At 71.6% G+C, this 24,571-nt stretch carries 25 protein-coding genes (1 of these 25 only partly in view); 14 read left to right on the top strand and 11 right to left on the bottom strand.

Translation table 11 applies throughout. The features are described 5' to 3' along the window. Window positions 1-136: 136 nt before the first annotated feature. Window positions 137-427 carry a hypothetical protein gene (locus WMF29_RS12035; RefSeq protein ID WP_437328970.1) on the bottom strand — a complete coding sequence of 97 codons (291 nt, stop codon included), beginning with the start codon at window positions 425-427 and terminating at the stop codon, window positions 137-139. A gap of 47 nt (window positions 428-474) precedes the next feature. On the opposite strand from WMF29_RS12035, the gene WMF29_RS12030 reads away from it, so the two are divergent. From WMF29_RS12030 to WMF29_RS12020, 3 genes are read left to right on the top strand one after another with little or no spacing between them, the layout of a single operon-like run. Further along, window positions 475-675 (top strand): hypothetical protein, encoded by a 201-nt coding sequence (locus WMF29_RS12030; protein ID WP_437328969.1) that lies wholly within the window; start codon window positions 475-477, stop codon window positions 673-675. Beyond that, window positions 608-1,030: a transposase gene (locus WMF29_RS12025; protein WP_437328968.1), complete on the top strand. Its 423-nt coding sequence runs from the start codon at window positions 608-610 to the stop codon at window positions 1,028-1,030. Before WMF29_RS12030 ends, WMF29_RS12025 begins: the two co-directional genes overlap by 68 nt. Beyond that, on the top strand, window positions 1,020-1,376 hold the full coding sequence (locus WMF29_RS12020) for a transposase (RefSeq protein ID WP_272100911.1): 357 nt from the start codon (window positions 1,020-1,022) through the stop codon (window positions 1,374-1,376). Before WMF29_RS12025 ends, WMF29_RS12020 begins: the two co-directional genes overlap by 11 nt. 119 nt (window positions 1,377-1,495) lie before the next feature. On the opposite strand, the gene WMF29_RS12015 is transcribed toward WMF29_RS12020, so the two are convergent. Both WMF29_RS12015 and WMF29_RS12010 read right to left on the bottom strand, forming a co-directional pair. Continuing rightward, window positions 1,496-1,648: a hypothetical protein gene (locus tag WMF29_RS12015; RefSeq protein ID WP_437331107.1), complete on the bottom strand. Its 153-nt coding sequence runs from the start codon at window positions 1,646-1,648 to the stop codon at window positions 1,496-1,498. A 132-nt stretch (window positions 1,649-1,780) separates the two neighbouring features. Continuing rightward, on the bottom strand, window positions 1,781-1,981 hold the full coding sequence (locus WMF29_RS12010) for a hypothetical protein (RefSeq protein WP_437328967.1): 201 nt from the start codon (window positions 1,979-1,981) through the stop codon (window positions 1,781-1,783). 277 nt (window positions 1,982-2,258) lie between these two features. Between WMF29_RS12010 and WMF29_RS12005 the strand changes: the two genes are divergently transcribed. The 3 genes from WMF29_RS12005 to WMF29_RS11995 all read left to right on the top strand — a co-directional run bounded on the left by WMF29_RS12005 (window position 2,259) and on the right by WMF29_RS11995 (window position 4,932). Continuing rightward, a complete protein-coding gene (locus tag WMF29_RS12005; RefSeq protein WP_437328966.1) occupies window positions 2,259-2,678 on the top strand; it encodes a hypothetical protein in 420 nt (139 codons plus the stop codon). 405 nt (window positions 2,679-3,083) lie between these two features. Further along, window positions 3,084-4,154 carry a trypsin-like serine protease gene (locus WMF29_RS12000; protein WP_437328965.1) on the top strand — a complete coding sequence of 357 codons (1,071 nt, stop codon included), beginning with the start codon at window positions 3,084-3,086 and terminating at the stop codon, window positions 4,152-4,154. A gap of 262 nt (window positions 4,155-4,416) precedes the next feature. Further along, window positions 4,417-4,932, top strand: a complete 516-nt coding sequence (locus tag WMF29_RS11995; RefSeq protein ID WP_437328964.1) for a hypothetical protein — start codon at window positions 4,417-4,419, stop codon at window positions 4,930-4,932. A gap of 165 nt (window positions 4,933-5,097) precedes the next feature. On the opposite strand, the gene WMF29_RS11990 is transcribed toward WMF29_RS11995, so the two are convergent. Next, on the bottom strand, window positions 5,098-5,349 hold the full coding sequence (locus tag WMF29_RS11990; protein ID WP_437328963.1) for a MoaD/ThiS family protein: 252 nt from the start codon (window positions 5,347-5,349) through the stop codon (window positions 5,098-5,100). A 360-nt stretch (window positions 5,350-5,709) separates the two neighbouring features. On the opposite strand from WMF29_RS11990, the gene moaA reads away from it, so the two are divergent. Further along, complete coding sequence (gene moaA / locus WMF29_RS11985) at window positions 5,710-6,777, top strand: GTP 3',8-cyclase MoaA (RefSeq protein ID WP_437328962.1); 1,068 nt, start codon at window positions 5,710-5,712, stop codon at window positions 6,775-6,777. 53 nt (window positions 6,778-6,830) lie between these two features. On the opposite strand, the gene WMF29_RS11980 is transcribed toward moaA, so the two are convergent. After that, window positions 6,831-10,808: a protein kinase domain-containing protein gene (locus tag WMF29_RS11980; RefSeq protein ID WP_437328961.1), complete on the bottom strand. Its 3,978-nt coding sequence runs from the start codon at window positions 10,806-10,808 to the stop codon at window positions 6,831-6,833. Here WMF29_RS11980 and WMF29_RS11975 point away from each other — a divergent pair. Further along, window positions 10,807-11,010, top strand: a complete 204-nt coding sequence (locus tag WMF29_RS11975) for an ATP-binding protein (RefSeq protein ID WP_437328960.1) — start codon at window positions 10,807-10,809, stop codon at window positions 11,008-11,010. The genes WMF29_RS11980 and WMF29_RS11975 overlap by 2 nt on opposite strands. A gap of 41 nt (window positions 11,011-11,051) precedes the next feature. Here the strand turns inward: WMF29_RS11975 and WMF29_RS11970 are convergent, their stop codons facing one another. Both WMF29_RS11970 and WMF29_RS11965 read right to left on the bottom strand, forming a co-directional pair. Next, on the bottom strand, window positions 11,052-12,620 hold the full coding sequence (locus WMF29_RS11970; RefSeq protein WP_437328959.1) for an FAD-dependent oxidoreductase: 1,569 nt from the start codon (window positions 12,618-12,620) through the stop codon (window positions 11,052-11,054). 16 nt (window positions 12,621-12,636) lie between these two features. Next, window positions 12,637-13,569: a polysaccharide pyruvyl transferase family protein gene (locus WMF29_RS11965; RefSeq protein WP_437328958.1), complete on the bottom strand. Its 933-nt coding sequence runs from the start codon at window positions 13,567-13,569 to the stop codon at window positions 12,637-12,639. Between the two features lie 377 nt (window positions 13,570-13,946). Here WMF29_RS11965 and WMF29_RS11960 point away from each other — a divergent pair, with 377 nt between their 5' ends. The 6 genes from WMF29_RS11960 to WMF29_RS11935 all read left to right on the top strand — a co-directional run bounded on the left by WMF29_RS11960 (window position 13,947) and on the right by WMF29_RS11935 (window position 20,987). Continuing rightward, entirely contained in the window at window positions 13,947-14,783 is an 837-nt protein-coding gene (locus WMF29_RS11960) for a hypothetical protein (protein ID WP_437328957.1), read from the top strand. A gap of 213 nt (window positions 14,784-14,996) precedes the next feature. After that, on the top strand, window positions 14,997-16,316 hold the full coding sequence (locus tag WMF29_RS11955; RefSeq protein WP_437328956.1) for an ATP-dependent 6-phosphofructokinase: 1,320 nt from the start codon (window positions 14,997-14,999) through the stop codon (window positions 16,314-16,316). A gap of 137 nt (window positions 16,317-16,453) precedes the next feature. Continuing rightward, entirely contained in the window at window positions 16,454-16,930 is a 477-nt protein-coding gene (locus WMF29_RS11950) for a hypothetical protein (RefSeq protein ID WP_437328955.1), read from the top strand. Window positions 16,931-17,229: 299 nt separating this feature from the next. Further along, a complete protein-coding gene (locus WMF29_RS11945) occupies window positions 17,230-18,735 on the top strand; it encodes a hypothetical protein (RefSeq protein ID WP_437328954.1) in 1,506 nt (501 codons plus the stop codon). A 7-nt stretch (window positions 18,736-18,742) separates the two neighbouring features. After that, complete coding sequence (locus WMF29_RS11940) at window positions 18,743-20,161, top strand: hypothetical protein (RefSeq protein WP_437328953.1); 1,419 nt, start codon at window positions 18,743-18,745, stop codon at window positions 20,159-20,161. Next, window positions 20,154-20,987, top strand: coding sequence for a class II glutamine amidotransferase (locus WMF29_RS11935; RefSeq protein ID WP_437328952.1), 834 nt, complete (start codon window positions 20,154-20,156; stop codon window positions 20,985-20,987). Before WMF29_RS11940 ends, WMF29_RS11935 begins: the two co-directional genes overlap by 8 nt. A gap of 97 nt (window positions 20,988-21,084) precedes the next feature. On the opposite strand, the gene WMF29_RS11930 is transcribed toward WMF29_RS11935, so the two are convergent. From WMF29_RS11930 to WMF29_RS11915, 4 genes are all read right to left on the bottom strand, one after another. Further along, on the bottom strand, window positions 21,085-21,459 hold the full coding sequence (locus WMF29_RS11930) for a zf-TFIIB domain-containing protein (RefSeq protein ID WP_437328951.1): 375 nt from the start codon (window positions 21,457-21,459) through the stop codon (window positions 21,085-21,087). A gap of 98 nt (window positions 21,460-21,557) precedes the next feature. Then, window positions 21,558-23,489 carry a hypothetical protein gene (locus WMF29_RS11925; protein ID WP_437328950.1) on the bottom strand — a complete coding sequence of 644 codons (1,932 nt, stop codon included), beginning with the start codon at window positions 23,487-23,489 and terminating at the stop codon, window positions 21,558-21,560. A gap of 5 nt (window positions 23,490-23,494) precedes the next feature. Further along, on the bottom strand, window positions 23,495-24,544 hold the full coding sequence (locus WMF29_RS11920) for a lysylphosphatidylglycerol synthase transmembrane domain-containing protein (RefSeq protein WP_437328949.1): 1,050 nt from the start codon (window positions 24,542-24,544) through the stop codon (window positions 23,495-23,497). Continuing rightward, a protein-coding gene (locus WMF29_RS11915; protein ID WP_437328948.1) for an NAD-dependent epimerase/dehydratase family protein crosses the window boundary here: on the bottom strand, window positions 24,541-24,571 show its 3' end. It continues 1,007 nt past the right edge of the window; only the last 31 of its 1,038 coding nucleotides appear in the window; its start codon lies off the right edge, out of view; the stop codon is at window positions 24,541-24,543. Before WMF29_RS11915 ends, WMF29_RS11920 begins: the two co-directional genes overlap by 4 nt.

Here is a 24,571-nt window from a genome sequence, read left to right as displayed (position 1 = left end):
CGCCCCGGCCCCGACCGCGCCGAGACATCCCTCGCGCGGAGCCCTGCCGCGGGGCGGGCCCGCGGCGCGTCCATCGCCGGCGCCGCCTCACCGCGCCTCCGCGGCGGACGCGCCGCGACCCGGACCGGCGCCGCGCTCACCCGATACCCACGCGCTCCTCGTTGAAGCCCTCCGTCCGCGTCATCGCCGACTGGAAGAGGCTCGCCAGCACTTTGACCGGCCACGACAGGCTGTCCATCGACCGGCACCACTCGAGCGCCAGGAAGCCCGCGGCCCCGACCGCGAGCAGCACCGCGGTCGTGATCAGCACGACCCGGCTGTGCAGCGACAGCCGCGGCGGGCGCTCGCCCCGGAGCCGCAGCCTGGCCCGGCGCAGGAGCTCGTCGTGCACCGGGAAGCCGAGGCCGCCGAGGATCACGAGCGTCATCACGACGATGCAGGCCGCGGGCGTCGCGGTGGACTATGGAATACATCATGGACGCCGCTGCGGAGGAGCGGCTTCAGCAGTACATTGACGGCATTGGCACGGTCCTCGGTCATCCCAAGCGCCGGGAGGCGTTTGCGAGCTACACGCTGGGGCTTCTCAGCGATCTGGAACGCAAGAGCGTTGAGCCGATCGCCGCGTTGGGAGTGTGCCAACGATCCAAGTCGCCGGCGCGAAGCGCAGATCCCTGACGGCATTCAGTTCAAGAGCAAGGTGGATCTGGCACTCGACGCGATCGAGCGCGCTGCGGCCGACAACGTGCCGGGTCAGCTCGTGCTTGCGGACGCCGTCTACGGTCGCTCGGCAAAGTTTCGCGACACCGTGCGCCTGCTCGGCTTCGACTACCCCGTCGGTGTGGACTCGACGACGATGGTCGTCGCCCTCGGTCCCGGCGGGCGCTGGAACAGGACGCCCATGACAGCCGACGAGCTCGCGCGCAAGCTTGGCAAAAAGGCGTTTCGTCGGATCACATGGCGCGAAGGTACGGGCAAGAAGCTCGCGTCGCGGTTCGCCTTGCGCCGCGTTCGGCTCGCCAATGACGATTGACGATGGCATCCCGGTCGAGGAGCACGAGCCGCTGTGGCTGCTCATCGAGTGGCCGTTCGGCGAAAGCGATCCCTCGAAGTTCGCGGTCACGACGCTGGGGACCAAGATGTCCAAGAAGCAGATCGTACGCCAGTACAAGGAGCGCTACCGAACTGAGCAGGCCTACGAAGAGATGAAGGGCGAGCTGGGGCTCGATCACTTCGAAGGGCGGCGATTCCGAGGCTGGCACCACCATGTTTCCGTCGTCCTGTGCTGTTACGCCTTCATCGTGGCCGAGCGTGATCGATCTTTTTTTCCCTCGGCAGACGCCGAAGGTCACGCCCACCCGCTCCGCTTCGCGGCCTGAGCGTCACTTCGCCGACTAGCTCGCGACCGTTCGCCGCGCGATCGCTCGCGCCTTGATCGCGTGGCTGCCTCGTTGCCCTGCGTGCCACCGCCCGCCGTTACGCCGCAGCGCGCATTGGTTCATGTCCGCGCCGCGCTGACACGACGGCGTGCTCTATGACCTGACCGACCTCGCGCTCGCAGGTGACCGAGTTCGTTCCACACGAGCTCGGTGCCGTCTTCGTGATAAGCCCCGTCGAGGAAGACCACGTGCAGATGCGGATTGAGCCGCATGTCGCCGGACGTGCGTTGCACGACGGTCACCGCGCCGCTTTTTACCGCGCCGCACGCGCCTCGGCGGCGAGCGGCAAGGCTCCGCCAGCGAGTCGACGCGAGCGGCGGGCTCGACGTTCGGCCCAAGCTTGCTCACCGCTCCGGTGCCACCGGCAGCCCGAGCAGCGGACCGATCGCCTCGTGCACGACCCAGGCTGCCTCCGCGTCCCCGAGGGCGACGGCTCGGCTCAGCGTGCCGGCGAGCGACGCAACCACGGCGGATCGAGGCGATAGATCGACCGTCGCGAGCTCTCCGGGCCCAGGGCTCGGCGGTTGGGCCGGGGTTGGGTCCATGCCTCCTGAGGGGGTGCGATCCGTCGTCACGCCCTCCCAGAATCCCTGGCGATGCGACGGATCGCGACGGTTCGCCCCCACGGATTCGTCCCGCCAGAAGCACCGCGCGATGACGAGCGGTCGCCGGAAACTCGGGCTCGGTATGCTCGCGAGCCTCCCCCTGCTCGATGGAGAGTGGTTGAACAGCGTCTTCTTCGCAGCCGGCGGCCGATGGGAGCACCTGTCATGCTGGTGGATCGAGTTGCCGCCGGCAGACTGGCTCGTGTAGCCTTTGACGATGCGAGCGGTGCTCTCGATCTGCCTCTTGACTCTCTTGGTCGTGCTCTCCAGCGCCGGCTGCAAGCGGCTCAAGACAGGCGCCCGCGAAGACTTCGCGGAGAGGTATAGTTGCCCGGAGGACAGGGTCGAGGTGCGCGAGCGTGACGACGTCAAGTGGAGCACGGTCGTGCTCGGCGACGCGCCGCGGGAGGCCCCGCCGGCCGAGGTGAAGAACGACCCGGGACGGCTCGCCAAGTGGCACGCAGACCGCGCCGAGCAGGACGCGGAGACGAGGGAGACGCTCGACGATCTCGACGTGTTCCAGGTGCGCGGGTGCGGGCACGACGAGCTCGTCGCCTGCAGCCACCCGGCGGACGGCGATGGCGTCGCGACCGACAGGGTGGTGTGCTTCCAGGGGCCGAAGCGACCCAACCCCTGACCGGACAGGCCGTGCTCGCGTGAGCCAAACAGCCGGCGTCGCGCCGAGGTCGATCATGGGCGCGCCGAGAGGCGCGGCGCCACGCCAGCTCGCGCTGAGACTGGCCAGCGCGGTCCAGGGCATCGGGGAGGGCCACCCAGCGTGTTCTCTTGGGCCCGCTCGGGCTTGCAAGCGCGCGAATTGTTGCGCTTGCCGATCCGACCCGTGAACGGATATCCAATGTGCTGATGGGTGGAGCCGCCAGCTGGAGGCCGTCGCCTCCATCCAACGCTTGACGGACGCACACGCCCTCGTCCCCAGGACCACATTTTCCCGGAAATCGACGTGGATCGACGCGACAATCACCGGTCGACCCGCGCCGGCATGGTTGTTGCCGAAGCACGATGCGTAAGACGGAGAGCCATCATGAACAAATCACTCGCAGTGTTCATTGTCGCCGCCTCCTATTCCATCGCCGGATGCGTCCTCGATGCCCCCAATGGCCCCGATACGCACCTCGGGGCCGAGCTTACGAACGAGCACGCTGAAGCACTTACGAACGGCGAATCCCCCGTTGCCGACAAAAGCCCCCTGGCAAAATCGACGGTTCGAGTCTCAACTCAGACGCACCCATCGTGGTTCCCCCCCGGAATCGACTGGGTAGATGACTGCACGGGGGTCATCGTCGGCCCTCGGCACGTGCTGTCGGCGTCGCACTGCGTTCCGCCAGCGGGCGACACCACGGTGACGTTCTATGACGGTCCGCTGCCAACGGGGGACTTCGCCACGGTGGTCGCGACCGTAGCACCGAGCGGGGTCGAGCTGGGCTCGCATTCGGATGACGGCCGCCGGGACACCAACGGCAAGTTCGCCGACATCGCGATACTCACGCTCGACTCGGATATCCCGAGCTATACGCGCCCGGCGTTGCTCCCCCTGGGCTACCCCGGCAACGATGTTTCCGGTTACATGGTCGGCATCGGATATCACGACAATCAGCCGAACGACGACTGGGATATGCGGAAGCTCTCTGATGCCACGTATTCGAGTAACGTGAATGACGGGCATTTCTTGGTCAATGACGAGCACCTTTTGACAGATTGGCCGAACGCCAGCCATGGCGACTCCGGAGGCCCCTTCCTGGTCTGGGCGAGCACGCCGGGCCGATACGTCGTTCACGGCGTGGCAGCCTCGAGCGTCGACGAGTGGGGTACGTGGAAGACGAAGTACACGAGCATCACGCACCGGCTAAACTGGGTCCTCAACAAGATCAGCTATACCGGAGGAATGACCCGCAATGTGGGCGTTCGACTCGTGTCAAGCAGCTTCACTATCGCTCCATCGGTCGATCAGAGCCGCAAGTGTGCCTTGTATTGCGAGCACGCCCCCAGCTGCTCGAGCTATTCCTATTCACTCACTGGCCAGTTGTGCACGCTCAACCTCGGGAGCGCGACGCCTGTAACGGCGAGCGGCTTCGTCTCGGGAGAGAAGCCATGAACGACGCCCCCCCGGCGCGAACCGCGCCCCGGGAGCCGCGGCCCCATCAAACCGCGTGCCTATAGACCCAAACGCTCCTCGCCTTCACTGTAGAAACCGAAGGCGAGCCGCCCCCCGAAGGACCACGCGCAGCGAAATTTCGCAAGCTCCCAGCTCGCCTCCACCAGGTGGATATCGCTTTCCCTTGCGTCCCTTACGCTCTTGCGGTGTCCTCTCCATGGATCACGTCGTTGGTGGCGCGGGATCGCATCGGAGGACGAGCATGGAGAGCTTCTTGCGGTGGACGATGGGGGTGTCTGGGCTCGGGCTGGTCGTGGCCCTGACGGGAGCCGCCGGCTGCCTCGGCACGGCCGAGGGGGAGGACGCAGCGCTGGCCGAGCCGAGCGCGGCGGGGGCGCAAGCGCTGACCGGGTGGCAGTGCGCGGCGTGCGTCAGCGGCGAATACACGCACTCCGTGTCGCTGAGCCAGGGCAGCGCGCTCGGCTGCGCGAACGGCGAGGCGTACCGCTGCGAGCTCATCCCCTGGGCCACGCGGGCGTCCTTCGCGCATTGCGACGCCTCCGTCGCCTGTCCGCCCGGCTGGTACGTGAGCAGCTCGCAGAGCGGGCCGAGCTACTGCGCCGGGATCTACGATCGGATCTCGTGCGGTGCGGTGCCGTACCCGAGCGGGGCTTACGCGACGTGCGACCCGATCTGTTACCCTGGCTTCACCCAGACGGTGGTGAATGCCGGCGTGCCGAGCTGTGATTTCCAGGACAAGCGCACCTGCGTGAAGTGAGCGGCGGCGCCACCTCCCGCCGCGACCCCAGCTCCCTCCGGCGAGCGCGCACACGAGCCGCGGCGACAGCATCGATCCTGCCCGTCGTCGACGGCCGGGCGCTGGCGGGCAGCACGGCTGGCGCGGCTCCCGCTGCGCTTCCGCGCCGCGGCGCCGTGAGCCGGCCTAGCCGCCGGCGACCGGCGGGATGAGCGCGACATCGTCGCCGCAGCGGATCTTCTCGTCCGCATGGGCGTAGGTCCCATTGACAGCGAGGCGGATCGAGCGCCGATGCGGCGTGAGCGCCGGATAGCGCCGGCACACCTCGCCCATGAACTCCTCCACCGTGCAGGGGCCGCTCAGCTCGAAGCGCACCTCCGAGGCCCCGACGATGTCGCGCGCGCCTCCGAAGGCGAGCAAGTTGACGGTGTTTTCCATGGCCGAAACGTACCATCCCATGCAGCTCGACGCCGCGACGCCCGATCGATCATCCCCCTCCCCGCTGAGGCAGCGGACACGCTCGAGCTCGAGCGCCGAGCGCCGAGCGGCTGAGCTCCGCGGAGATCATCGCGAGCGACCGGCCGACGTCGGGGGCCAAGTCGATCGCGGTACTATCGAGTCGAACAGGCCCAGGAGGCGATGGCTTTCCATCGAGTCTCGCCTTTCATGAGCTGGAAACGCGGCCGCCGTCCCTTGCGGGTCCGCGCCTGGAACACCATCAGCGTTGCATGCTCGGCGCTGCGGTCGATGTGTAAACCGGCCAGGTGGGCGCAGGAGGAAGGTGGCATGCTCGCGACAATGCCGCTCCCAGGTGCCGCCGGTGCCCGGCGATCGGAGGGCCAGACGTCGACGGTCGACGTGCACGGCCGGCCGATCGGCGATCTGCGAATCTCGGTCACGGATCGGTGCAACCTCCGCTGCTCCTATTGCATGCCGGAGGAACAGTACGCCTGGCTCCCCCACGAGGACATCCTCCGGTTCGAGGAGATCAGCTTCCTTGTCGACGTCTTCGCGGCGCTGGGCGCCGCCAAGGTGCGCCTGACGGGCGGCGAGCCGCTGCTGCGCCGCGATCTCAGGACGCTCGTACGGTTCATCGCCGACAAGCCCGGGATACACGACATCGCGATGACGACGAACGGCGTGCTCCTCGCCGAGCACGCCCACGCGCTGCGTGCGGCCGGCCTGCACCGGGTCACCGTCAGCCTCGACACGCTCCACCCCGAGCGCTTCAAGGCGCTCACCCGCCGCACGACCCACGCCCGGGTCCTCGATGGCCTGCGCTCCGTGCCCGCCGCCGGGTTCGCCGACACCAAGATCGACGCCGTGGTGATCCGCGGTGTGAACGACGACGAGCTCGCGGATCTCATCGAGTTCGGCAGGACCATTCCCGCCCAGGTCCGCTTCATCGAGTACATGGACGTCGGGGGCGCGACCCAGTGGTCGTGCGACAAGGTCGTCTCGCGCGCCGAGATCCTCAGGTCGCTCTCGCGCCGCTACGGCCGCGTGGAGGCGATCCCGAGCGAGGGCGCCGCGCCGGCCGCCCAGTTCGCGCTCCCCGATGGGACGACGTTCGGCATCATCTCCTCGACCACGCAGCCGTTCTGCGGCGCTTGCAATCGCAGCCGGCTGACGGCCGACGGGATGTGGTATCTGTGCCTCTACGCCCCGCGCGGCACCAACCTGCGCGAGCCGCTCCGGCAGGGCGCCTCGCTGGAGGAGATGAAGGCCCTCGTCGCCCGCGTGTGGGGCGCTCGCTCCGACCGCGGCGCCGAGGCCCGCCTCGCCGACCGATCACGCGGCGCGCTGCTCCCGGCCATCCAGCTGAAGCGCGACGCGCACCTGGAGATGCACACCCGCGGCGGGTAGGTGTGATCCGCTCGAGCGAGGCTGATCCACGGGGCCCCCAGGTATCGCGGCGCTCAGGCGACAGCCCCCTGACGCTCCAGAGCCCACGCCTCGGCGAGCGCGAGCGCCCGGGCGTTCTCGGGGATGCGCTCCAGGAAGCACTGCCGCAACGCCGGCCTGCCGATCTTCGCGGCGCGCTCGAGGAGCCGCGAGCGCGCCGCCTCGATCATCTGCGCGGCGCGCTCGCGCTCGCCGGCGGCGCGCAGGGCCTCGGCGTAGGTCAGGCGGATCAGCGACTCTCCCTCCTCGGCCATCCCCGCGTCCTCGATGAGGCGGAACGCCTCCTGCGCGTCGAGGAGCGCCTCGGCCGCCCCCTCGGGCTCCCCTCCCATCCGGGCGCGCGCGAGGAGGGCCAGCGCCACCGCGCGCAGGAGCGGCGCCACGTCGAGCAGCGCCGCCGCCGCGCCGGCCTCGCGCGCGGCGGCCTCGCGGTCGCCCGAGAGGAGCGCCGCCCGGGCGAGGTACGCGCGCGAGAGCCCCTCCATGCGCCGGTTGCCCTGCCGGCGCGACGCGTCGATGGCCTGCTCGAGGAGCGCGCGGGCCTCGTCGATCTGGCCCGCCTGGAGGAGGACGTTCCCGAGGTTCTGCCGCGCGGTCGGGAGCACCTCGTGCAGATCCATCTGTGTCGCCTGGGCGACGGCCGCGCGCAGCAGCTGCTCGGCGCGATCGAACGCGCCGAGCTCGGTGAGCATGAAGCCCATGTTCAGCTGGACAGAGCAGGCCTGCCGGCGGTCGCCGGCGCGCCCGAACGCCCCGACCGCCAGCTCCAGGGCGTCCACCGCGGCGGCGTGATCGCCCGCGAGCGCGGCGCGGAAACCGACGGTCTGGTGCAGCCCCCCGACCGCCTCGTCGTCGACGGCCGGAGGATCCCCCGCGAGGCGCAGGCACTGCTCGAGCAGCGTGTCGGCGGTCGCGTGCTGGTTGGCGAGCATGAGCTCCGCCGCGCACCAGGAGAGGCAGAGCACCACCGCGCTCAGCGCCCCCTCGGCGGGCGCCGTCGCCGCGAGCCTCGCGGCCCACGCCCCGGCGCGATCGACGGCGCCCTGCTTGCTGGCGCTGGCCAGGGCCGCGGTGAGCGCGCGGTACCATGGGCCCGACCCCGGCTCGAGCAGCGCGACCGCCTCCGTCGCGCGCGCCTCGGTGGCCGACAGCTCGCCGCGCCACAGGTGCGCCTCGGCCTGGACCAGGCGCAGCGCGCCGAGATCCCGCCCGCTCGCCCCGGAGGCCACGCCCCGCTCCGCGCGCGCGAGCGCGGCCGCGAGGTCGTTGCCGCGGAGCGCCTCGTCCGCCGCGGCGCAGAGCCACCGCACGGCCCGCGCGGGCTCGCCGCCGCGCTCGCAGTGCCCGGCCAGGACCAGCGCGTCCCGCTCCCCGGCGTGCTCCAGCCACTCGGAGGCGAGCCTGTGCCCGAGCCGCTGATCCGCCTCGGTGAGCATCATGTACGCCGCCTCGCGCACGAGCCCGTGCCGGAACGCGTACTCCACCTCGCCCGGGAACCGAGACGCGGGCCGCCGCGCGATCCACTCCTGCCGCTCCAGCGCGAGGAGGCAGCCCGCGAGCGCGGCGTCGTCCCGGTCCACCCCGAGCAGCCGGGCGACCGCGCCCCACCAGAACACCTCGCCCAGCAGGCTCCCGGCGCGCAGCGCCCGGCGCGCCTCCAGATCGAGCCCCTCGAGGCGCGCCTGCACCATGGCGAGCGCGGTCTCGGGCGCCTCGCCCGCGTCGCGGCCCTCGGCGCCCTCGGCCGCCACGCGCAGCATCTCCTCCAGCAGGAACGGGTGCCCCGCCGCGCGGTGGACGAGCCCCTCCACTTGCGCCGTGGGCGCCTGCTCCCCGAGCGCCGCGCGCACCAGCCGCTCGCAGGCGAGGGCCGGCAGCGCCCCGAGCCGCATCGCGGTCGCTCCCCGCTCGGCCCACAGCCCTGGAAACACCTCATCCACGTCGGGCCGCCCGAGCCCCAGCACCAGGAGCGGGCTCGACCGGAGCTGCCCGAGCGCCGCGTCCACGAGCTGCACTGTCGGCAGGTCGCCCCAGTGCAGGTCCTCGAGCACCAGGAGCACCGGCCCGGCGCGGCACTCCGCCTCCAGGAAGGTGAGCCAGGCGCGCCGCACCTGGTCGGCCATGAGCATCGGGTTCTGCCGCGCGGCGCGCAGCTCGCGCCGATCCGCGTCCGGGAACAGCGCGCCGATCACCTCGCCCAGAAACTCCGTGACCCGCGCCTGCTCCGCGGCGTCCACGGATCGCGCGACGCGCGCGGCGAGCTTCTCCCGGCCGCGCTCCCGGGGCTCGCCCTCCGCGATCTGGGCCGCGCGCCGCACCACCTGGGCGAGCAGCCCGAGCGGCGTCCCGGCCCGCACCGCGTCGCCCTGCGCCGTCCAGATCTGGGGCGGCGCCTCGCGGCCGCGCATCCTGCGCGCGAGCTCGATGCGGAGCCGCGATTTGCCCACGCCGGCCGCGCCGATCACGAGCGCCGCCTGGGCGCACGACTCCGAGGCGCACTGGTCGAAGAGGAGCTCGAGCCAGCGCAGCTCGCTGCTCCGCCCCACGAACGGCGTCTGCTTGCCGAGCAGCGCGCGCGCCTCCTCCAGCGGCTCCTGCTCGCCGAGCAGCGCCGCCCCGCGCTCGCCGTGCGCCACCTCGAAGCGCGGGCCGAGGAGGGACGCCGTCATCGCGTCGATCGCGATCGGCCGGAGCGCCTCCTCCGCGCCCCGCTCCGCGGCCGTGAGGTTCGCGACCGCGCGGTCGATCACGGGCCCGAGCGGCAGGGTCCCGTCCACGACCTCCCAGCCCGTGGCGAGCGCCACGTCGGAGGCCTGGAGCAGCGCCTTGAGCGAGAGGGCGCACCGGGCCGCGCTCGCCGCGAGATCCGTGGGCGCCTCGGCCCCCGTGAGCAGGGCCGCGATCGATCCGTCCTGGAGCAGCTCCACGCGCGCGCCGTGCAGGTCGGCGGTCCTCCGGATCTCTCGGAGAAGGGCGAGCGGCCAGCGGCGCTGATGGGTCAGGCCGCGCGCCGGCGCCGTGCTCTCGTCGCTGGCCACGGCCTGCGCCGGCTGCGGCGGCCGCGCCGGCTCGGGCTGGCGCGTCGCCAGCACCACGGTGACCAGCCGCCGCTCGGCCGTGGTCAGCCCGACCGACGGCGCCAGGGGCGCCGCGCTCGCCTCCCGGATCTCCGGTGAGCGCAGCTCTGCCGCGATCGTGAGCGCGTCCCCGGGCCGCAGCTGCCGATCCTTGCCCAGCAGGCGCGAGAGCAGCGCGTCGAGCGCCGGAGGCGCGCCGGGCCACAGCTCGCGGAGGCGGGGCGCCTGCGCGAAGAGCACCTTGGTGAGCAGCGCGACGACGTGCGACCCTACGAACGGCGGCCGCCCGGTGAGGCACTCGAACAGCACGCACCCGAGCGCGTACAGGTCGGCGCGCGCGTCGATGTCGGGCTCGCCGCGGACCTGCTCCGGCGCCATGTAGGCGGGCGTCCCGACGGGGGCGTCGGGGTTGGTCAGGGTGTACGTGACGTCGGAGGCCCGCGCGATCCCGAAGTCGAGGATCTTCACCGCCTCGACGTCCCCACCCGGCAGGAAGAGGTTCGCCGGCTTGATGTCACGGTGGACCACCCCGCGCAGGTGGACGGCGCCGAGCGCCTCGGCGGCGCGCGCGGCGAGCGCGAGGCTCTCGTCGAGGCCCAGGGGCCCGCGCCGGAGCCGCGCCGCGAGATCCTCGCCGTCGAGCCACTCCATGGCCAGGTACTGCCGGCCCTCGTCGGTGACGCCGTGGGCGATGTGCCGCGCGATGGCGGGGTGGTAGAGCCCCGCGAGGACCCGCGCCTCCCGGCGGAACCGCTCGGTCTGCTCGCCTTCCGCGTGTTCCGCGTGCAGCCCCACCTTGACGGCGACCGGCTGCCCGGTCTCGCGGTCGATGGCCCGATAGACCGCGCCCATTCCCCCGGATCCCGCGACGCGATCGAGCTCGAAGCGACCTGCGAGCAGGTCCCCGGGGCGCATGCGCGGAGTATCGGGCACGCACGCCGCGCGTGCCAGCGCGGAGCGCGCGGGCAGGACCTACGCGGCGTCCTCTGCGAAAGGACTCGGGCTGGGGCTCTTCATCGTCCAATCGATCGTCGACGCGCACGGAGGCTCCATCCAGGTCACGAGCACGCTGGAGGAGGGCACCACGTTCCGCGTCAAGCTCCCCCGTTCGTCGTAGCGCGGTCGTTTCGCCACCACACGCCGCGGCGCGGCGCTGGCTCATACCGGCCTGAGCGCCGGCCAGGCCAGCTCGATGCCCTCGCGGACCAGGAACGCCTGGAGCTCTTCACGGAGCGAGCGCCGGGCGCGCACCTGCCGCGGCACCACGCGGCGCTCCAGGCAGAACGTCGCGAGCAGCCCTGCCGCCTCGCCGACGCTCCACTCCACGGGGTGGACCCGGTAGGCGCCGTTCGTGATGTGCGTGACGCCGAGGTTCTTCCCGCCCGGCAAGAGGTTCTCCACCCGCACCGGGATGAGCGACCCCAGCGGTATCTGGAACGGCCAGCAGCCGAGATCGAGGTACCCGGCGCCCCCGACGCGCGGGTGCAGATCGATACGATAACACCCGATCCCGACGCTCTCCTCGAACGTCGCGGGGCCGTCCGGCCGGAGCGGATACGCGATGTGCTGCTCGAGCACCGTGAGCTCGGCCCGGATCCGGCGGGACTCGCGGATGTAGGGCGCCGGCGCGAGGCCGTCGACCGTGCCGCCGACCACGTCCCCGCGGAGGCGCAAGCCTGGATAACCGACCCCGCCATCTGGACGAGACGCTTCGGTCTGCATCCAGTACAGAAGGCTCCGGCTGAGGTTCCGCGCTTCCTCCAGGTGCCGCGCGGCCTGCGCCTCGTCGACGCCGCAGACGGGCCCGAACCAATAGTCGTTCTGCGGCCAGTTCACGATGGTGATGTCGCTCGGCGCGAACCCCGCTTCGAAGACCGTCCTGTCGAGGATCCGCCGGAAGCTCCACCAGGGATGCCGGTCTTCCGCGGCGAACAGACCTCGAGTCAGAGGCTCGAGTGTATCGGGTCGAACCGCGGTCCAGTCCAGCAGTCGGCCCGGCCAGCCGGGCGGCTCGAGGGAGCGCCAGCGCTCGTACTGAGAGGGCCTGTCGATGGTATGGTCCTCTCCCGGGTGGTGCTCGATCGCAAAGCAGACGGTGATCGCCTGCTGGGCCCTCGGATCGGCGCGCTCGGGGGCGTGCGGCTCTCCGGTCTCCGCGCGCGACTCCGCCCCGAGCGCGTGCTCCACGCCCGCGAGCGAGAGGAGCTCGCCATGAGGCGTGGCATCGATGAAGAGGTCGGCCACGAGGAGGACATCGCGCCCCGATTCGAGCCCTCGGACCACGACGCCGGTCACCCGATCGCCGTGCGTCGACGCCGAGATGGGCCGGTGAGCAGGGAGCGCGAGGAGGCGCCCGTTGAGCCGATACGGCGCGGTCATCTCGTGCAGGACCGCCACCGCGACCCGCGGATCGTGGCACAGGCGGCTGACCCAGCCGTTGCCGGGGTTGAGCTCGCGGAGCGCCCTGGCCGACGCGGTGAGCGGCAGATGCCTGCGGTAATACTCGCGGATCCCCTGGCGCAGCGCGCGGTAGCTCCGGGTCGCCCCGATGTCCTCGATCCACGGGTGCTCGTCCGGGGGGACCGCCTGGTTCGTCAGCTGGCCCCCGAGCCAGTGAGTCGCCTCCGTCAGGACGACGCGGCGGCCCGTCCGCGCCGCCGCGAGCGCAGCCGCGCAGCCACCGAGCTCTCCGCCGATGACGGCGACATCGGTCCGGATCACGTCCATCGCCAGCTCCCCGCGCTCACGCGCTCTTCCGCACGGGCTGCGCCGCCGGAGCGCGCCGCGCGAGGAGCTCGGTGACGAGCTGGTTGGTCTCCCTCGCCCTGGCCTTCAGGCCAGGGAGCAGCCGGCGGATCTTCGCGCGGATCTCGTGACGCGTGTCCCACGAGCGATCGAGCCTGGCGATGAGCTGCCCGGAGCTGATGCTCCCGAGGGGCGGGGTCTCCATCTCGAGGTCCTCGATGAACCCCGCGACCTTGGACGCGTAGGGCAGCGCCACGAACGGGGTCTCGCGGAGCGCCGAGAAGATCAGGAAGTGGAGGCGCATGCCCACCACGAACTCGAGGTGCCCGACGAGGCTGAGGATCTGCTGCGGCGTGTACCGGCGCCTCAAGACCTCTGCCCGCTCGGCGTTCTTCATGTGGGCGACGACCGCGTGGCTGTGCTGCACGTCCGTCCGTTCCATGGACACGAACACGACGTCCGCGTCGAGGCGCTCGACGACGAAGTCGGCGGCGTTGGCGAGCAGGCCATAGTACTCGTCAGTGTCGATGTCGGGCGCCGCCGGGCCCGGCTCCCTGACGGAGAAGCCGACGAGGTGCCGCTCGAACTCGACCCCCTCGGCCCGGATGGCCTCGATGGGCAGCGCCTCCTCGCGCAGCAGCAGGGCCGGATCGGCCGTGAGGCGGATCTCGCGATTCACCCCCACCTCCTCGAGCAGGCGACGTCCCTGCTTGTCTCGTACGGTCACGATGTCCGCGGCGTTCAGCGCCGCCCGTACGGCTTGCTTCGCGCCCGGGTCCGACAGCGGCCCGGCGCTCACGGCGTAGATCACGACGGGGACGCTGCGCTCCGGCAGCAGCAGCCTGCCCGGTCGTCCGAGATCGACAGCGCGGTGCGGGAGCTTGCCACCGCGGCAGCGAGGCGCAATGTCCGTCGGCGGAGGAGGCACCATGGGGCACGCGCAGGCGCGGACGACCTGGAGTGGCTTGGGAAAGTCAGGCGACGAAGCGCGCCGGGCCAGGGAGCAGCGCGCGGGGCGAACTGCGGCGCCGGGCGCGCCGACCGTGCCCGTGGCTGATGTCGTGGAAGAGGCCTGTCAGCAATCCTTTCCTGCGAGCGACCCGCCCGCCTGGACGCCTGCGAGAGCCGGCATGCCGCGCGACGACCGGTAAGCCGGACAGCGGACACCTCGGGATCGAGTGTCCGGACGCGAGGCTCAGTCGGGTGTCGCTACCACCACGTGCGTCAGGCCGACGCCGACGGCAACGGGCCGGCGCGCCCTCGTCGACGCGCGCCTCGAGAGAACGGTCATGATACCGTGACCAGCCGATGCTTCCTCGCACCCTCGCCGTGCTCGCCCTGTGGACCTGCGGCTGCGCCCCGGCGCTCTCCACGTTCCAGCCAGCCCATGTGGCCAAGAAAGGCCATGTCCAGGCCGAGCTCGGGCTCGACGTCTCGATCCCCACAGGCGCGCTCGCGTCGATGGTGGACGCCGGCGTCGTGCTGGCGGACGTCGCGGAGTCACGGGAGCTGTCCGAGGCCGAGCGTCAGGCGCTCTTCGAGGCGGGCGGCGCGCTCGCGTTGAACCCGCCCTCGGTCACGCCGCACATCGGCATCGGCTACACCGCGCTCGACCGCTGGGAGCTCAACCTCCGTTATACCGGCAGCGCGTTCCGCCTGGGCACCCGCTACCAGCTCCTGAAGAGCGACGAGCACGGCGTCGATCTGACGGCCGGCGCAGGCATCGGGCGCTACGTGATGGAGTTCCCTGTCGGGAGCATCCTTGGCATCGTCGAGCTGGAGGACTTCACGCGATGGCAGGTCGATCTGCCTATCGAGATCGGGAAGGCCGGCACGTGGTACCGGGTCTGGGGCGGCCCGCGCCTGATGTTCACGACCTTCGGCACGTCGCTCGTCCTGGACCTGCCCGCCTTCACCGGCTATCCGGGCGAGCGGGAGCTCGCGTCGTTCTCCGGCACCGGCTTCTACGTGGGCGGCCAGGCCGGCGTCGCGCTCGGCTATAAACACGTATTCTTCGGCTTCGAGCTGACGATGGCGGAGATCTTCTCGAGCGGTGAGCTCACGGTGCTCGGTCAGCGGGCGGTCGCGCTCGATCTCGACAGCTTCATCGTCTACCCGTCGATAGGGCTGATGGCTGAATTCTAGATCCGGAGCACCGGACGACCGACGCGCGCACCTCAGCGGAGCGCTCGGCGCCCCGTAGCGCGCTGCTCCTCGCGTGGGAACGGAACCGCGCGGCGTTACGATAGCTTATCGCTCCTGAAAAGCGGTCGAAACAGGCGCCGTCGGACGATGGAAGCGTCCCCGCGGCGGTGCTCGCCGGAGGGGCGCTGTTCTCCCCACCTGGAGGCATTGCGCGTGGTGACCCCTGCCGACCTCGCCATCAAGGATCTCGGCCCTTGCCGGCACCCCTCGCCCGTCGCCGAGAAGCTCGGCGAAAAGGCCACGGTGTACGTCGGCGAGGCCGACAAGGTGCTGTTCAACGATCGCCTGTCCGCCGTCCTCGCGGACGCCTCCGGCGAGCGGCCGCCGGCGTTCGAGCTGGCCGGGCCGCGCAACCGCGTCTTCTGGGATCCGAAGGAGGTGCGCGCCGGCATCGTGACGTGCGGCGGGCTCTGCCCCGGCGTCAACAACGTCATCCGCGGCCTCGTGCTCACGATGGCGCAGAGCTATGGCGTGCCGGAGATCTTCGGCTTCCGCTACGGCTACGAGGGGCTCGTCGCCCGCTTCGGGCACGCCCCGATGCGCCTGGATCCCCGGAGCGTCGAGGAGATCCACCGCATGGGCGGCACCGTGCTCGGCACCTCCCGCGGCAACCAGGACCCGCACCAGATGGTGGACACGCTCGAGGCCCTCGGCATCAACGTCCTCTTCGTCGTCGGCGGCGACGGCACCATCCGCGGCGCGATGTCGCTCGTCCGGGCCATCGAGGAGCGCCGCCTGTCGATCGGGGTCGTCGGCGTGCCGAAGACCATCGACAACGACATCAAGTTCATCGATCGCAGCTTCGGCTTCGAGAGCGCCTTCGCCGCCGCCGTGGACGTCATCCGCAGCGCGCACGTGGAGGCCTCGGGGGCGAAGAACGGCATCGGCCTCGTCAAGCTGATGGGCCGGCACTCGGGCTTCATCGCCTGCGCGGCGGCGCTCGCGTCGGCGGACGTGGACGTGGTCCTCATCCCCGAGGTCCACGCGGAGCTCGACGGCCCCTGCGGGCTGCTCGCGCACCTCGAGCGCCGGCTCGCCCGCCACGGCAACGCCGTGATCGTCGTCGCCGAGGGCGCCATGCAGGAACACTGCACCTCCAGCGCGGAGCCCATGGCGACGGACCTCAGCGGCAACCTCAAGCTGAAGGACATCGGCCTCTTCCTGCGCGACCGCATCAACGCGCACTTCCGGGCGCGCGGCGTCGAGGCGACGCTGAAGTACCTGGACCCGAGCTATCATATCCGCAGCGTCCCCGCGTCCCCGTCGGACAGCGTGTATTGCTGGAACATGGCCCGGAACGCGGTCCACGCGGCCATGGCGGGCAACACCGAGATGCTGATCGGCCGGTGGCACGGCCGCTTCGTGCACGTGCCGATGCCCCTGGCCGTCCGCATGCGCAAGCAGGTGGACCCGACGGACGACCTGTGGATGGCCGTCGTGGAGGCCACGGGGCAGCCGCTCTCGTTCTACTAGCTACTGGCAGGGGTCCGGCCGGGGAGCCGGAGAGAGATTTCAACGCAAGGTCGCAAAGGCGCAAAGTCGCACAAAGAACAAATGGATCGGCCATCGCCCCGCGCGCCGCGGGCTCGCTCCGTGCCATCATGGCCGGCATGAAGATCCCGCTGCCCTCTCGCTCGCTCGTGCTCGCCGGCCTCGCCGGCCTCGCCTGTCTCGCCGGCTGTACCAAGGAACCCGCGCCGCAGGCCCCGTCGGGGGCCCAGGCCCCGTCGGGGGCCGAGGCCTCACCCGCGTCGCAGGCCCCGCCGGCGGCCGAGACCTCGCCGGCGGCGCAGCCCCCGCCGGCGGCCGGCGAGCCGCGCGCCGCGGCGACGGAGGCTCGGTGCGAGGCCGACGCCGACTGCGTGGTGTCCTGCGCGCAGGCCGGGCAGTGCTGCGACCAGCTGTGCCCGCCGTGCAACCAGGCGTTCCACCGCGACGCGCTCGCGGAGCTCCAGAAGTGGCGCGCCGCGAGCTGCGCCGCCGCGAGCTGCCCGGTCGCCAAGTGCATGGCGCCGAAGGAGGACTCGGTCGCTCGCTGCAAGGCGGGCGCATGTGTTGTCGAGCGCGTCCCGCACGTCGACCGATGAGCCGGCGCCCAGGGTGAAACCTGCCCGACACCTGCACGAAACACAGGGAACCCCCTCGCACAGCGCCCACGGCGCGTTTTGCCACAGGCTGCATCGACGCCACACCGATCGAGCTCGACGCCGGCGGGCGGCCGTCTCCGGCTTCCTTCATGCCGAGACCGCCGTCCGTGGCCCTGCGCTTGCATTGCGCAGCGCGTAGGGCGCGGGAACATCGCGCTCCCGGCTGCGAGCTCTCCTGAAGCCCACGGCGCTCGCCGTGCTGGCGGACGGGCCCTCGCCGGGATCGCAGGGGAGGTCCCTTGGGCATCGAGATCCAGCAAGACCATTTCAAGACGGTGGATTATCGGCTCTTCAAGACCCGGCTCCAGCAGAACCTCGCGGCGCTGGAGATGGTGCTCGCGCGGCCGGGGTTCGGCCACGGGGAAGCGACGATCGGCACCGAGCTCGAGATGTTCCTCGTCGATCGCGAGGCGCGCCCCGTGCCGATCGGGGCGGAGATCGCGCGCGCCGCGGCGAGCCCGATGATCACGCCGGAGATGGGCGCGTTCGACATCGAGCTCAGCACGCAGCCGGTGCCGCTCGCCGGCAGGCCGCTCTCGGCGCTCCGCGAGCAGATGCGCGCGACCGTCGAGGCGATCCGCGAGCGCGCGGCCGCGCGGGGCGCGCGCGTGGTCCCGGTCAGCATCCTGCCGACCTTCCAGCGGCGCGACTTCAGCCCTGCGACGATCACCAACCTGCCGCGGTATCGCGCGCTCGCCGCGGGGCTCTGCCGGCTGCGCAAGGCGCCCTTCCATATCCGGATCGACGGCGCCGAGCCGCTCGAGCTCACGTCGGACGACCCCGCGATGGAGGCGGCGAACACCGCCTTTCAGATCCACCTCCGGGCCACGCCCGACGCCTTCGCGCGGCTGTTCAACGCCGCCATGATGATGACCGCGCCCGCGCTCGCGGCCGCGTGCAACTCGCCCACCTTCCTCGGCCACCGGCTGTGGCACGAGACGCGCGTGGCGGTGTTCAAGCAGGCCGGCGACGATCGCCCGCCGGCGCCCGGCGCGGACTGGAAGATGCCGGCCCGCATCGGCTTCGGGACCGGCTGGGTGCGCGACGGCGCGGCGGAGCTCTTCATGGAGAGCGTCGCGCTGCACGAGCCCATCCTCCCGGTGTGCGGCGACGAGGACGTCGTGGGCTGCGCGCGGGCCGGGGGGATACCGCAGCTCCACGAGCTCCGCTTGCACCACGGCACGGTCTGGAACTGGAATCGACCGGTGTACGATCCGGACGGCGACGGCCACCTGCGGATCGAGCTGCGCGCCTTGCCGTCCGGGCCCACGCTCGATGACATGCTCGCGAACGGGAGCTTCCTGCTCGGAGGCATCCTCGCCCTCGCGCCCTCCATCGGAGAGCTCCTGCCGTCGTTCCCGTTCGAGCTCGCCGTGAGGAACTTCTACCATGCGGCGCACTACGGCCTCGACGCCGAGCTCATCTGGCCGGCCGCACCGGGGGCCGCGCCGAGGTGCGTCCGGGCGCGCGATCTCCTCCTCTCGCTCTTGCCGCGGGTCGAGGAGGGACTCGTGACCGCGGGGGTCGACGGGGACGAGGCCCGCCATTATCTCGGGATCTTCGAGGCGCGGGTCGCCAAAGGCATCACGGGCGCCACATGGCAGCTCCGCGCGCTCTCGGCGCTGGAGACGGGCTCCGCGTCGCGCGAGGAGGCGCTGAGGAGGATGCTGGAGCGGTACATGGCCGAGGTCGACTCCGGCGCGCCCGTGCACGCCTGGGGGACCCCGCGCGCGGGCGCGACATGAGGTCGCCATGAGCCAGGACGCCACGAGATCCCTCGCGGAGCAGCTCGACGCCCGGCTCGCCGCGCCGGGGGCGATGGATGCGGCGCGGTTCGAGGCGTTCCTCGACGCCCAGCGGAGGCTCGGGCTGGTCCACGGCGCGCGCCCGCTGTGCCGCCACCTGCGGCCGTACCTCATCGCCGAGCACGACCTCGCCGCGATCGCCCGCGCGGCCGAGCAGATCGCCTCCGCGCTGGAGAGGGTCGCGCAGCGCGCGATCTGGGACGACTTCCTGGCCGAGGAGATCGGGCTCTCCGCGGACGAGCGCGCCCTCGCGGCCATCGTGCCGGGCGCGGGGCCGCTCCACACGGTCGGGCGCCTCGACATGCTGATCACCGACGGCGGCTTCTCCTTCATCGAGTACAACGCCGACTCCCCCGCAGGCCTCACCGACCAGCTCCTCGTCGAGCGGACGCTGATGGCGCTCCCCCACCTCGCGCCGCTCCGGGACGGGCACGGCCTGCGCACGCCGGCGCCGCACCGGGCGCTCCTCGGCGCCCTGCGCGAGGGCTACGCCGCGTGGGGCGGGCGCGAGGCCCGACCCGCGATAGCCATCGTCGACTGGACCGCGGTCGACACCTCGGCCGAGCTCAGGGTGCTCGCCGACCTGTTCTCGGCCGAGGGGCACCGGACAAGGATCGTCGATCCGGACGAGCTCACGTACGACGGCCGCCGCCTCGAAGCGCGCGGGGAGCGGATCGATCTCGTCTACCGGCGCGTGATCACGCAGGAGCTCATCGAGCGGCGCGGCATCGATCACCCCCTCATCCGCGCCTACCGCGACCGCGCCGCGTACGTGGCGAACTCGTTCCGGATCAGGCCCCTCAACAAGAAGGCGGCGTTCGCCGTGCTGAGCAACCCCATGTTCTCGGGCATGTTCTCGCCCGAGCAGCGCGCGGCCATCGCGGAGCACATCCCCTGGACGCGCAGGGTGACCGCCGGCCGCGCCGCGTGGCGGGGCCGCGAGGTGGATCTCGTCGAGCTCCTCCTCGGAGAGCAGGAGAGCTTCGTGCTGAAGCCGAACGACGAGTACGGCGGCAGAGGCGTGCTGCTCGGCTGGAAGGCGGCGCCGGCGGCGTGGAGGGAGGCAGTCCGGGCCGCCGCGGATCAGCCCTGGATCGTGCAGGAGCGGCGCCGCCCGCGCACAGCGCGCATGCCGACGTTCCGCGGCGGCGCCGTGGAGGAAGAGCAGGTCTATTTCGACCTTTGCCCCTTCGTCTTCGCCCGCGGCGCGGAGGGCCCGCTCCCCACCTTCATCTCGCGCATGGAGGGCGCCATGGTGCGGCTCTCCGCCTCGGAGGTCAGCAACGTCTCCGCCGGAGGCGGGGTCACGGGGCTCGTGATCGTCGATGGCGCGCGCGCGCCACGGGAGGGAGCACGCCATGTGTGAGCTCCTTGGTATGGTGTCGAACGTGCCGACGGACATCGTGTTCTCGTTCACGGGGCTCGCGCTCCGCGGCGGGCAGACGGGGCCGCACGCGGATGGCTGGGGTGTCTCGCTGTACGATGGGCTGTTCGCGCGGACGTTCCTCGAGCCTCACCCGGCCTTCTCGAGCCCGCTCGCGCGGTTCATCCGCGAGAACCCGATCCATACGGCCCTCGCCATCGCGCACGTGCGCAAGATGACGCGCGGGGGAGCGGCCCTGAAGAACACGCACCCTTTCATGCGGGTCCTCCACCGCCGGCACGTCGTGTTCGCGCACAACGGCACCTTGCCCACGGTCCGGGATCGGAAGCTCCACGTCGAGACGCCGGTCGGCGACACCGACAGCGAGCACGCGTTCTGCGTCCTCCTCGAGGCGATCCGGAGCGCGTATGGCGCGAGCTACCCGGCCGACGGGCGGGAGCTCGGGCGCACGCTGTACGAGCTCGGGAACGAGCTCGGCGCCGATGGCGTCTTCAACTTCCTGTTCGCGGACGGCGAGCACCTCTTCGCCCGCTGCGGCGACCACCTGTCCTGCATCCTGCGCCAGGCGCCGTTCGGCGAGGCCACGCTCGTGGACGCGGATCTCAAGGTGAATTTCAACGACCTCCACGGCGTGGGCCCCGACGCCCGGATGGCGGTCGTGGCCACCGAGCCGCTCACGCGCGACGAGCTCTGGCGCAAGGCGACGCCCGGCACGCTGTGGGTCTTCCGCGCCGGCGAGCTCCTGGCGACGTTCCCCGAGCCCCGCGAAGGCTCAGGCGCCGAGGAGTCCGCCCCCGAGGTCCCCTGATCGAGCGCGCCCCCGAGGGCAGCCGGGCGGGCTCCTCGAGGCTGAGCTGCACGGAGGAGGAGGGCCCGTGTCCGCGGCTCCGGGCGCCGGCGCGCCGTCAGCTGCGCGGGCGCGCGAACAGGTCCCGGAAGAAGTCGCTCAGCGTGTGCTCCTTGTAATCGCGGAACTCGCCGGCATCGAAGTAGACGCCGCCGCAGACGCTGCAGTTCTCGTACCAGATGTGCGACTGCTCCGGGTCGACCATGCGCACCATCGGCGTCGTGCAGCGGGGGCACGGCACCCGCCGGATCTGGTTGTTCTTCCGCCCGACCGACGGGTCGCCGGTGTCGATCTGCTGGGAGCCCTCCATGGCCTTGAGCGACTCTTTCTCCCGGCTGTCGAACCAGATCCCGCCGCACGCCGTACACCGGTCGACGTCGATCCCGCCGAAGGTGACGACATCCATCGAGGCGGTGCATTTCGGACAGTTCACGTCACGCTCCAGTGCGGCGTCCGCCGCGGTCGGGAGCGATGGTATCAGACGACCCGGATCGCGTGAAGGGCCGAGCGTTCGTGGAGGCGTCGGCAGCGTCAGCGCGCCGGCGCCGCTTCGTCGAAGAGCTCGACCTCGTCGATCGCGATGTGGCCCCAGCCCTTCTTCTCCTCGTCGATCACCGCGAGCTGCGCCGTCTTGCCGCGGAAACTCCGCACGTCCCACGTCACCTCGGTGAGGATGTCGCTCTCGATCCCCACCTCGCTCAAGACCTTCTTTCCGTCGACGCGCAGCTCGACGCGCGTCGCCGAGGACTTGCCGCCGCCGATCAAGAAGCCGAGGCGATCGCGGTCGACGACGAACGCGGGAGAGATCGCCTGGCCCACCGCCTCGTCGTAGAGCTTGGGAGCAAAGCTCGTGAGCAGCTTGTGCCGTGAGGCGCCCACGACGCCCGGATTGAACGCGTCCCCCGACGTCGTCCAGCCGCCGAGCCCAGCCTCGAAGTCGAAGAGCACGCGCCGTTCCTTCTTGTTCACCGGCTCCCGCAGCCGCAGGAGGTTCCGCGGCGCCGAGGGGTAGCCCATCAACGGGTTGACGCGCGCCCGCTTGGGAAGCTGCTTGTTCGGCCTGTAGAGCTGGTGGATCCAGCCGCGGATCGACGGCCCCTCGAGGCCCGACAGGATCACCCATGTCGCCTGGGTGCGCTTCAGGAAGCCGGGCAGATCGATGCCGGGCATCCGCCCCACCATGGCATCCCAGTAGGGCATGTCATGGAACTGGGGTGTCGTTTGCCCATTGCGGACGGCGAGGAACGGGTGGCTCGGGATGAGCACGCCGCCCTCCAGCGAGGCCACGTACTTGTTCAGCTCGATCGCCCTCTTCCAGAGGTCCTCGGAGGGGATGTAGCGCGCCTTGTCGTACCGTTGGTGGACGAAGAAGGCGGCGGCCAGCGCGAGGGCGCCGATCTCCGCGGCGGCGCGCGCGCGGGGCGAGGACCAGAGACCTTGGAGGACGTCCCCCACGAGCAGCGCGAACACCGGGCCGGACAGGAGCGCCACCGGGATCAGGTTGTTCAGGAAGCCGCCGGCCTTCGCGTACGGCAGGATCGCCGCCGGGAAGGCCGCGATGAGCATGCCTATCCAGAGCGCGGTGCGGGGCCGCAGCCAGCGACGGCGGCGCGCGAGGATCGCGATCAGCGGGAGGAGCGCGAGGAACGGCGCGAACTCGAAGAGGATCCGCAGCCCGTCCAGCGCCTGCGACCCGCGCACCTGATGGTGCGAGAGGTTCTTGACCGTGTAGATCCAGAAGCGGCCCTGCGTGGCGATCTGGAGCCCCGCGAGCAGGGCGCCCGACAGGACCGCCATCGACAGGCCGAACACGATCGCGCGCGGGAAGCGGCGCACGAGCAGGAACAGGCCGACCCAGGCGGCGAAGAAGATCCCCGTCTGCTTCGTGAACAGCGCGGCGGTGAACACGGCGGCCGAGGCGATCAGCTGCTTGCGAGAAGGGTTTTCGCCGCTGACGAGCGCGGCGCCGAGGAGCGGGAGCGCGATGGCGAGCGAGTCGTTGCGCACGACATCGTACCAGCCGCCCACCACGGGAAAGCTGGCCGCGGCCGCCGCGACCGCGGTGAGGCCCAGGGCGACGCCGAAGCCGCGGCGACGGCCCGAGGCGCGCATGGCCTCCACGAAGAGCACGGCGCACGCGAGCGCGAAGGCGGCGATGGAAACGGCGCGGCCCGTCGCGTAATCGAGCCCGGCGAAGGTGGCGGCGAGCCCGACGGCCGTGAAGTGGACCGGCGGGTAAGGGTACGGCAGAAACCCCTGGGACGGCGGCCCGTAGACTGCCTCTCCCGCCAGCAGGCGATGGGTGTGGAGGAGAGCCCCGCCCTCCATCCACTCGATATCCATCGGGTAGTCGATGCGGGCCGCGAAGATCTGCGCGAGCGTCGCCACGTGCCAGAGCGCCGGCACGAGCAGGGCAAGCCCGAGGACGAGGAGCAGCGCGCGCGCAAGGAGCGCCCTGACCATGGGCGTCAGCCTCGCTCGACCGGCGCGGGCTCGTCCGCGCCGCGTTGCGCGCCGGGCGCCCCGAAGAGCGACCACGCGCCCCAGAGACAGAGCGGCGGCAGCACCGAAGCGGCCCGGTCCACGACGACGGCCACCGTAGCGGCGCCGGCGTCGATCGCCGTGAGCGACGTGAGGAGCGCGACGCCCGTCAGCCCCATCACCCCCTCGGAGATCGGGAGCAGGGTCAGGATCCCGGCGATGATCGAGATCGGGTACACGAAGAAGACGACGCCGAGCTCGGCCTCGAAGCCGAGCAGCACCATCACGAGGTACAGCTTCGAGAACTCGATCGCCCAGGCGACCGCCGACAGCAGCGCGTAGCCGGCGAGCCGCGCCGGCGAGCCGAAGCTGCGATCCCACGCGGCGAACAGCCCCTCCAGGAGCTCCAGCGCGCGGCCCTTCTTGCCCGATCCCATGACGCGCCCGGCGAGGTGCGAGAGGGCCGCGAGCAGCGGCGTGCGCGCGCGGCGCACCGAGATCACCGCGACGCCGGCGGCGAGCCCTGCGAGCAGCGCGAGGCTCGCGCCCCGCCACGCGTCGGCCGCCGCGCGCCCGGACAGGAGCGCGCCCGTGACCGCGATGGACGCGGCGATGACGAGGAGGTCCAGCGCCCGCTCCACCAGGACCAGGCCGACCCCCGCGCTGCCCGAGACGCCATGCCGGCGGACGAGCTCCGCCTTGATGAGATCGCCCGCTCTGGCCGGGGTGACCGCCGCGACGCTCAGCCCCGCGAGGAAGATCCGCGCGCCGTCGACCCAGCGGTAGTCCCGCGGCCGTTCGCGCATGAGGAGGGCGTGGTAGCGGAGCGCCCGCGCCGCGATGTGGGCGAGCGAGACGGCGACGATGAGCAGCAGGTGGACAGGCCGGAGGCGGGAGAGGCCCTCGATGACGCGATCGCGGTCCAGGTTGCGCCACGCGAGGGCGGCGATCGCCGCATAGCCGAGCGCCCCGACGAGGAGCCGCAGCGTCCGCGAGCGCGCCGGCGCAGGCGTCGCCCTTGCGGCGTCCGCGCTCACGACGCGCCCGGCGCTGCGCCCGCCTTG

It is taken from the genome of Sorangium sp. So ce381 (assembly GCF_051473845.1).
Classification (GTDB): domain Bacteria; phylum Myxococcota_A; class Polyangia; order Polyangiales; family Polyangiaceae; genus Sorangium; species Sorangium atrum.
Note: the sequence above shows the minus strand (reverse complement) of the source record. Positions and strands in the feature narration are given on the sequence as shown.

Excerpts from the sequence above, each read along its gene's own strand:
- WMF29_RS12035 (WP_437328970.1), bottom strand. The coding sequence starts at position 427 with ATGACGCTCGTGATCCTCGGCGGCCTCGGCTTCCCGGTGCACGACGAG.
- WMF29_RS12030 (WP_437328969.1), top strand. The coding sequence starts at position 475 with ATGGACGCCGCTGCGGAGGAGCGGCTTCAGCAGTACATTGACGGCATT.
- WMF29_RS12020 (WP_272100911.1), top strand. The coding sequence starts at position 1,020 with ATGACGATTGACGATGGCATCCCGGTCGAGGAGCACGAGCCGCTGTGG.
- WMF29_RS12015 (WP_437331107.1), bottom strand. The coding sequence starts at position 1,648 with ATGCGGCTCAATCCGCATCTGCACGTGGTCTTCCTCGACGGGGCTTAT.
- WMF29_RS12010 (WP_437328967.1), bottom strand. The coding sequence starts at position 1,981 with ATGGACCCAACCCCGGCCCAACCGCCGAGCCCTGGGCCCGGAGAGCTC.
- WMF29_RS12005 (WP_437328966.1), top strand. The coding sequence starts at position 2,259 with ATGCGAGCGGTGCTCTCGATCTGCCTCTTGACTCTCTTGGTCGTGCTC.
- WMF29_RS12000 (WP_437328965.1), top strand. The coding sequence starts at position 3,084 with ATGAACAAATCACTCGCAGTGTTCATTGTCGCCGCCTCCTATTCCATC.
- WMF29_RS11995 (WP_437328964.1), top strand. The coding sequence starts at position 4,417 with ATGGAGAGCTTCTTGCGGTGGACGATGGGGGTGTCTGGGCTCGGGCTG.
- WMF29_RS11990 (WP_437328963.1), bottom strand. The coding sequence starts at position 5,349 with ATGGAAAACACCGTCAACTTGCTCGCCTTCGGAGGCGCGCGCGACATC.
- moaA (WP_437328962.1), top strand. The coding sequence starts at position 5,710 with ATGCCGCTCCCAGGTGCCGCCGGTGCCCGGCGATCGGAGGGCCAGACG.
- WMF29_RS11975 (WP_437328960.1), top strand. The coding sequence starts at position 10,807 with ATGCGCGGAGTATCGGGCACGCACGCCGCGCGTGCCAGCGCGGAGCGC.
- WMF29_RS11980 (WP_437328961.1), bottom strand. The coding sequence starts at position 10,808 with ATGCGCCCCGGGGACCTGCTCGCAGGTCGCTTCGAGCTCGATCGCGTC.
- WMF29_RS11970 (WP_437328959.1), bottom strand. The coding sequence starts at position 12,620 with ATGGACGTGATCCGGACCGATGTCGCCGTCATCGGCGGAGAGCTCGGT.
- WMF29_RS11965 (WP_437328958.1), bottom strand. The coding sequence starts at position 13,569 with ATGGTGCCTCCTCCGCCGACGGACATTGCGCCTCGCTGCCGCGGTGGC.
- WMF29_RS11960 (WP_437328957.1), top strand. The coding sequence starts at position 13,947 with ATGCTTCCTCGCACCCTCGCCGTGCTCGCCCTGTGGACCTGCGGCTGC.
- WMF29_RS11950 (WP_437328955.1), top strand. The coding sequence starts at position 16,454 with ATGAAGATCCCGCTGCCCTCTCGCTCGCTCGTGCTCGCCGGCCTCGCC.
- WMF29_RS11940 (WP_437328953.1), top strand. The coding sequence starts at position 18,743 with ATGAGCCAGGACGCCACGAGATCCCTCGCGGAGCAGCTCGACGCCCGG.
- WMF29_RS11935 (WP_437328952.1), top strand. The coding sequence starts at position 20,154 with ATGTGTGAGCTCCTTGGTATGGTGTCGAACGTGCCGACGGACATCGTG.
- WMF29_RS11925 (WP_437328950.1), bottom strand. The coding sequence starts at position 23,489 with ATGGTCAGGGCGCTCCTTGCGCGCGCGCTGCTCCTCGTCCTCGGGCTT.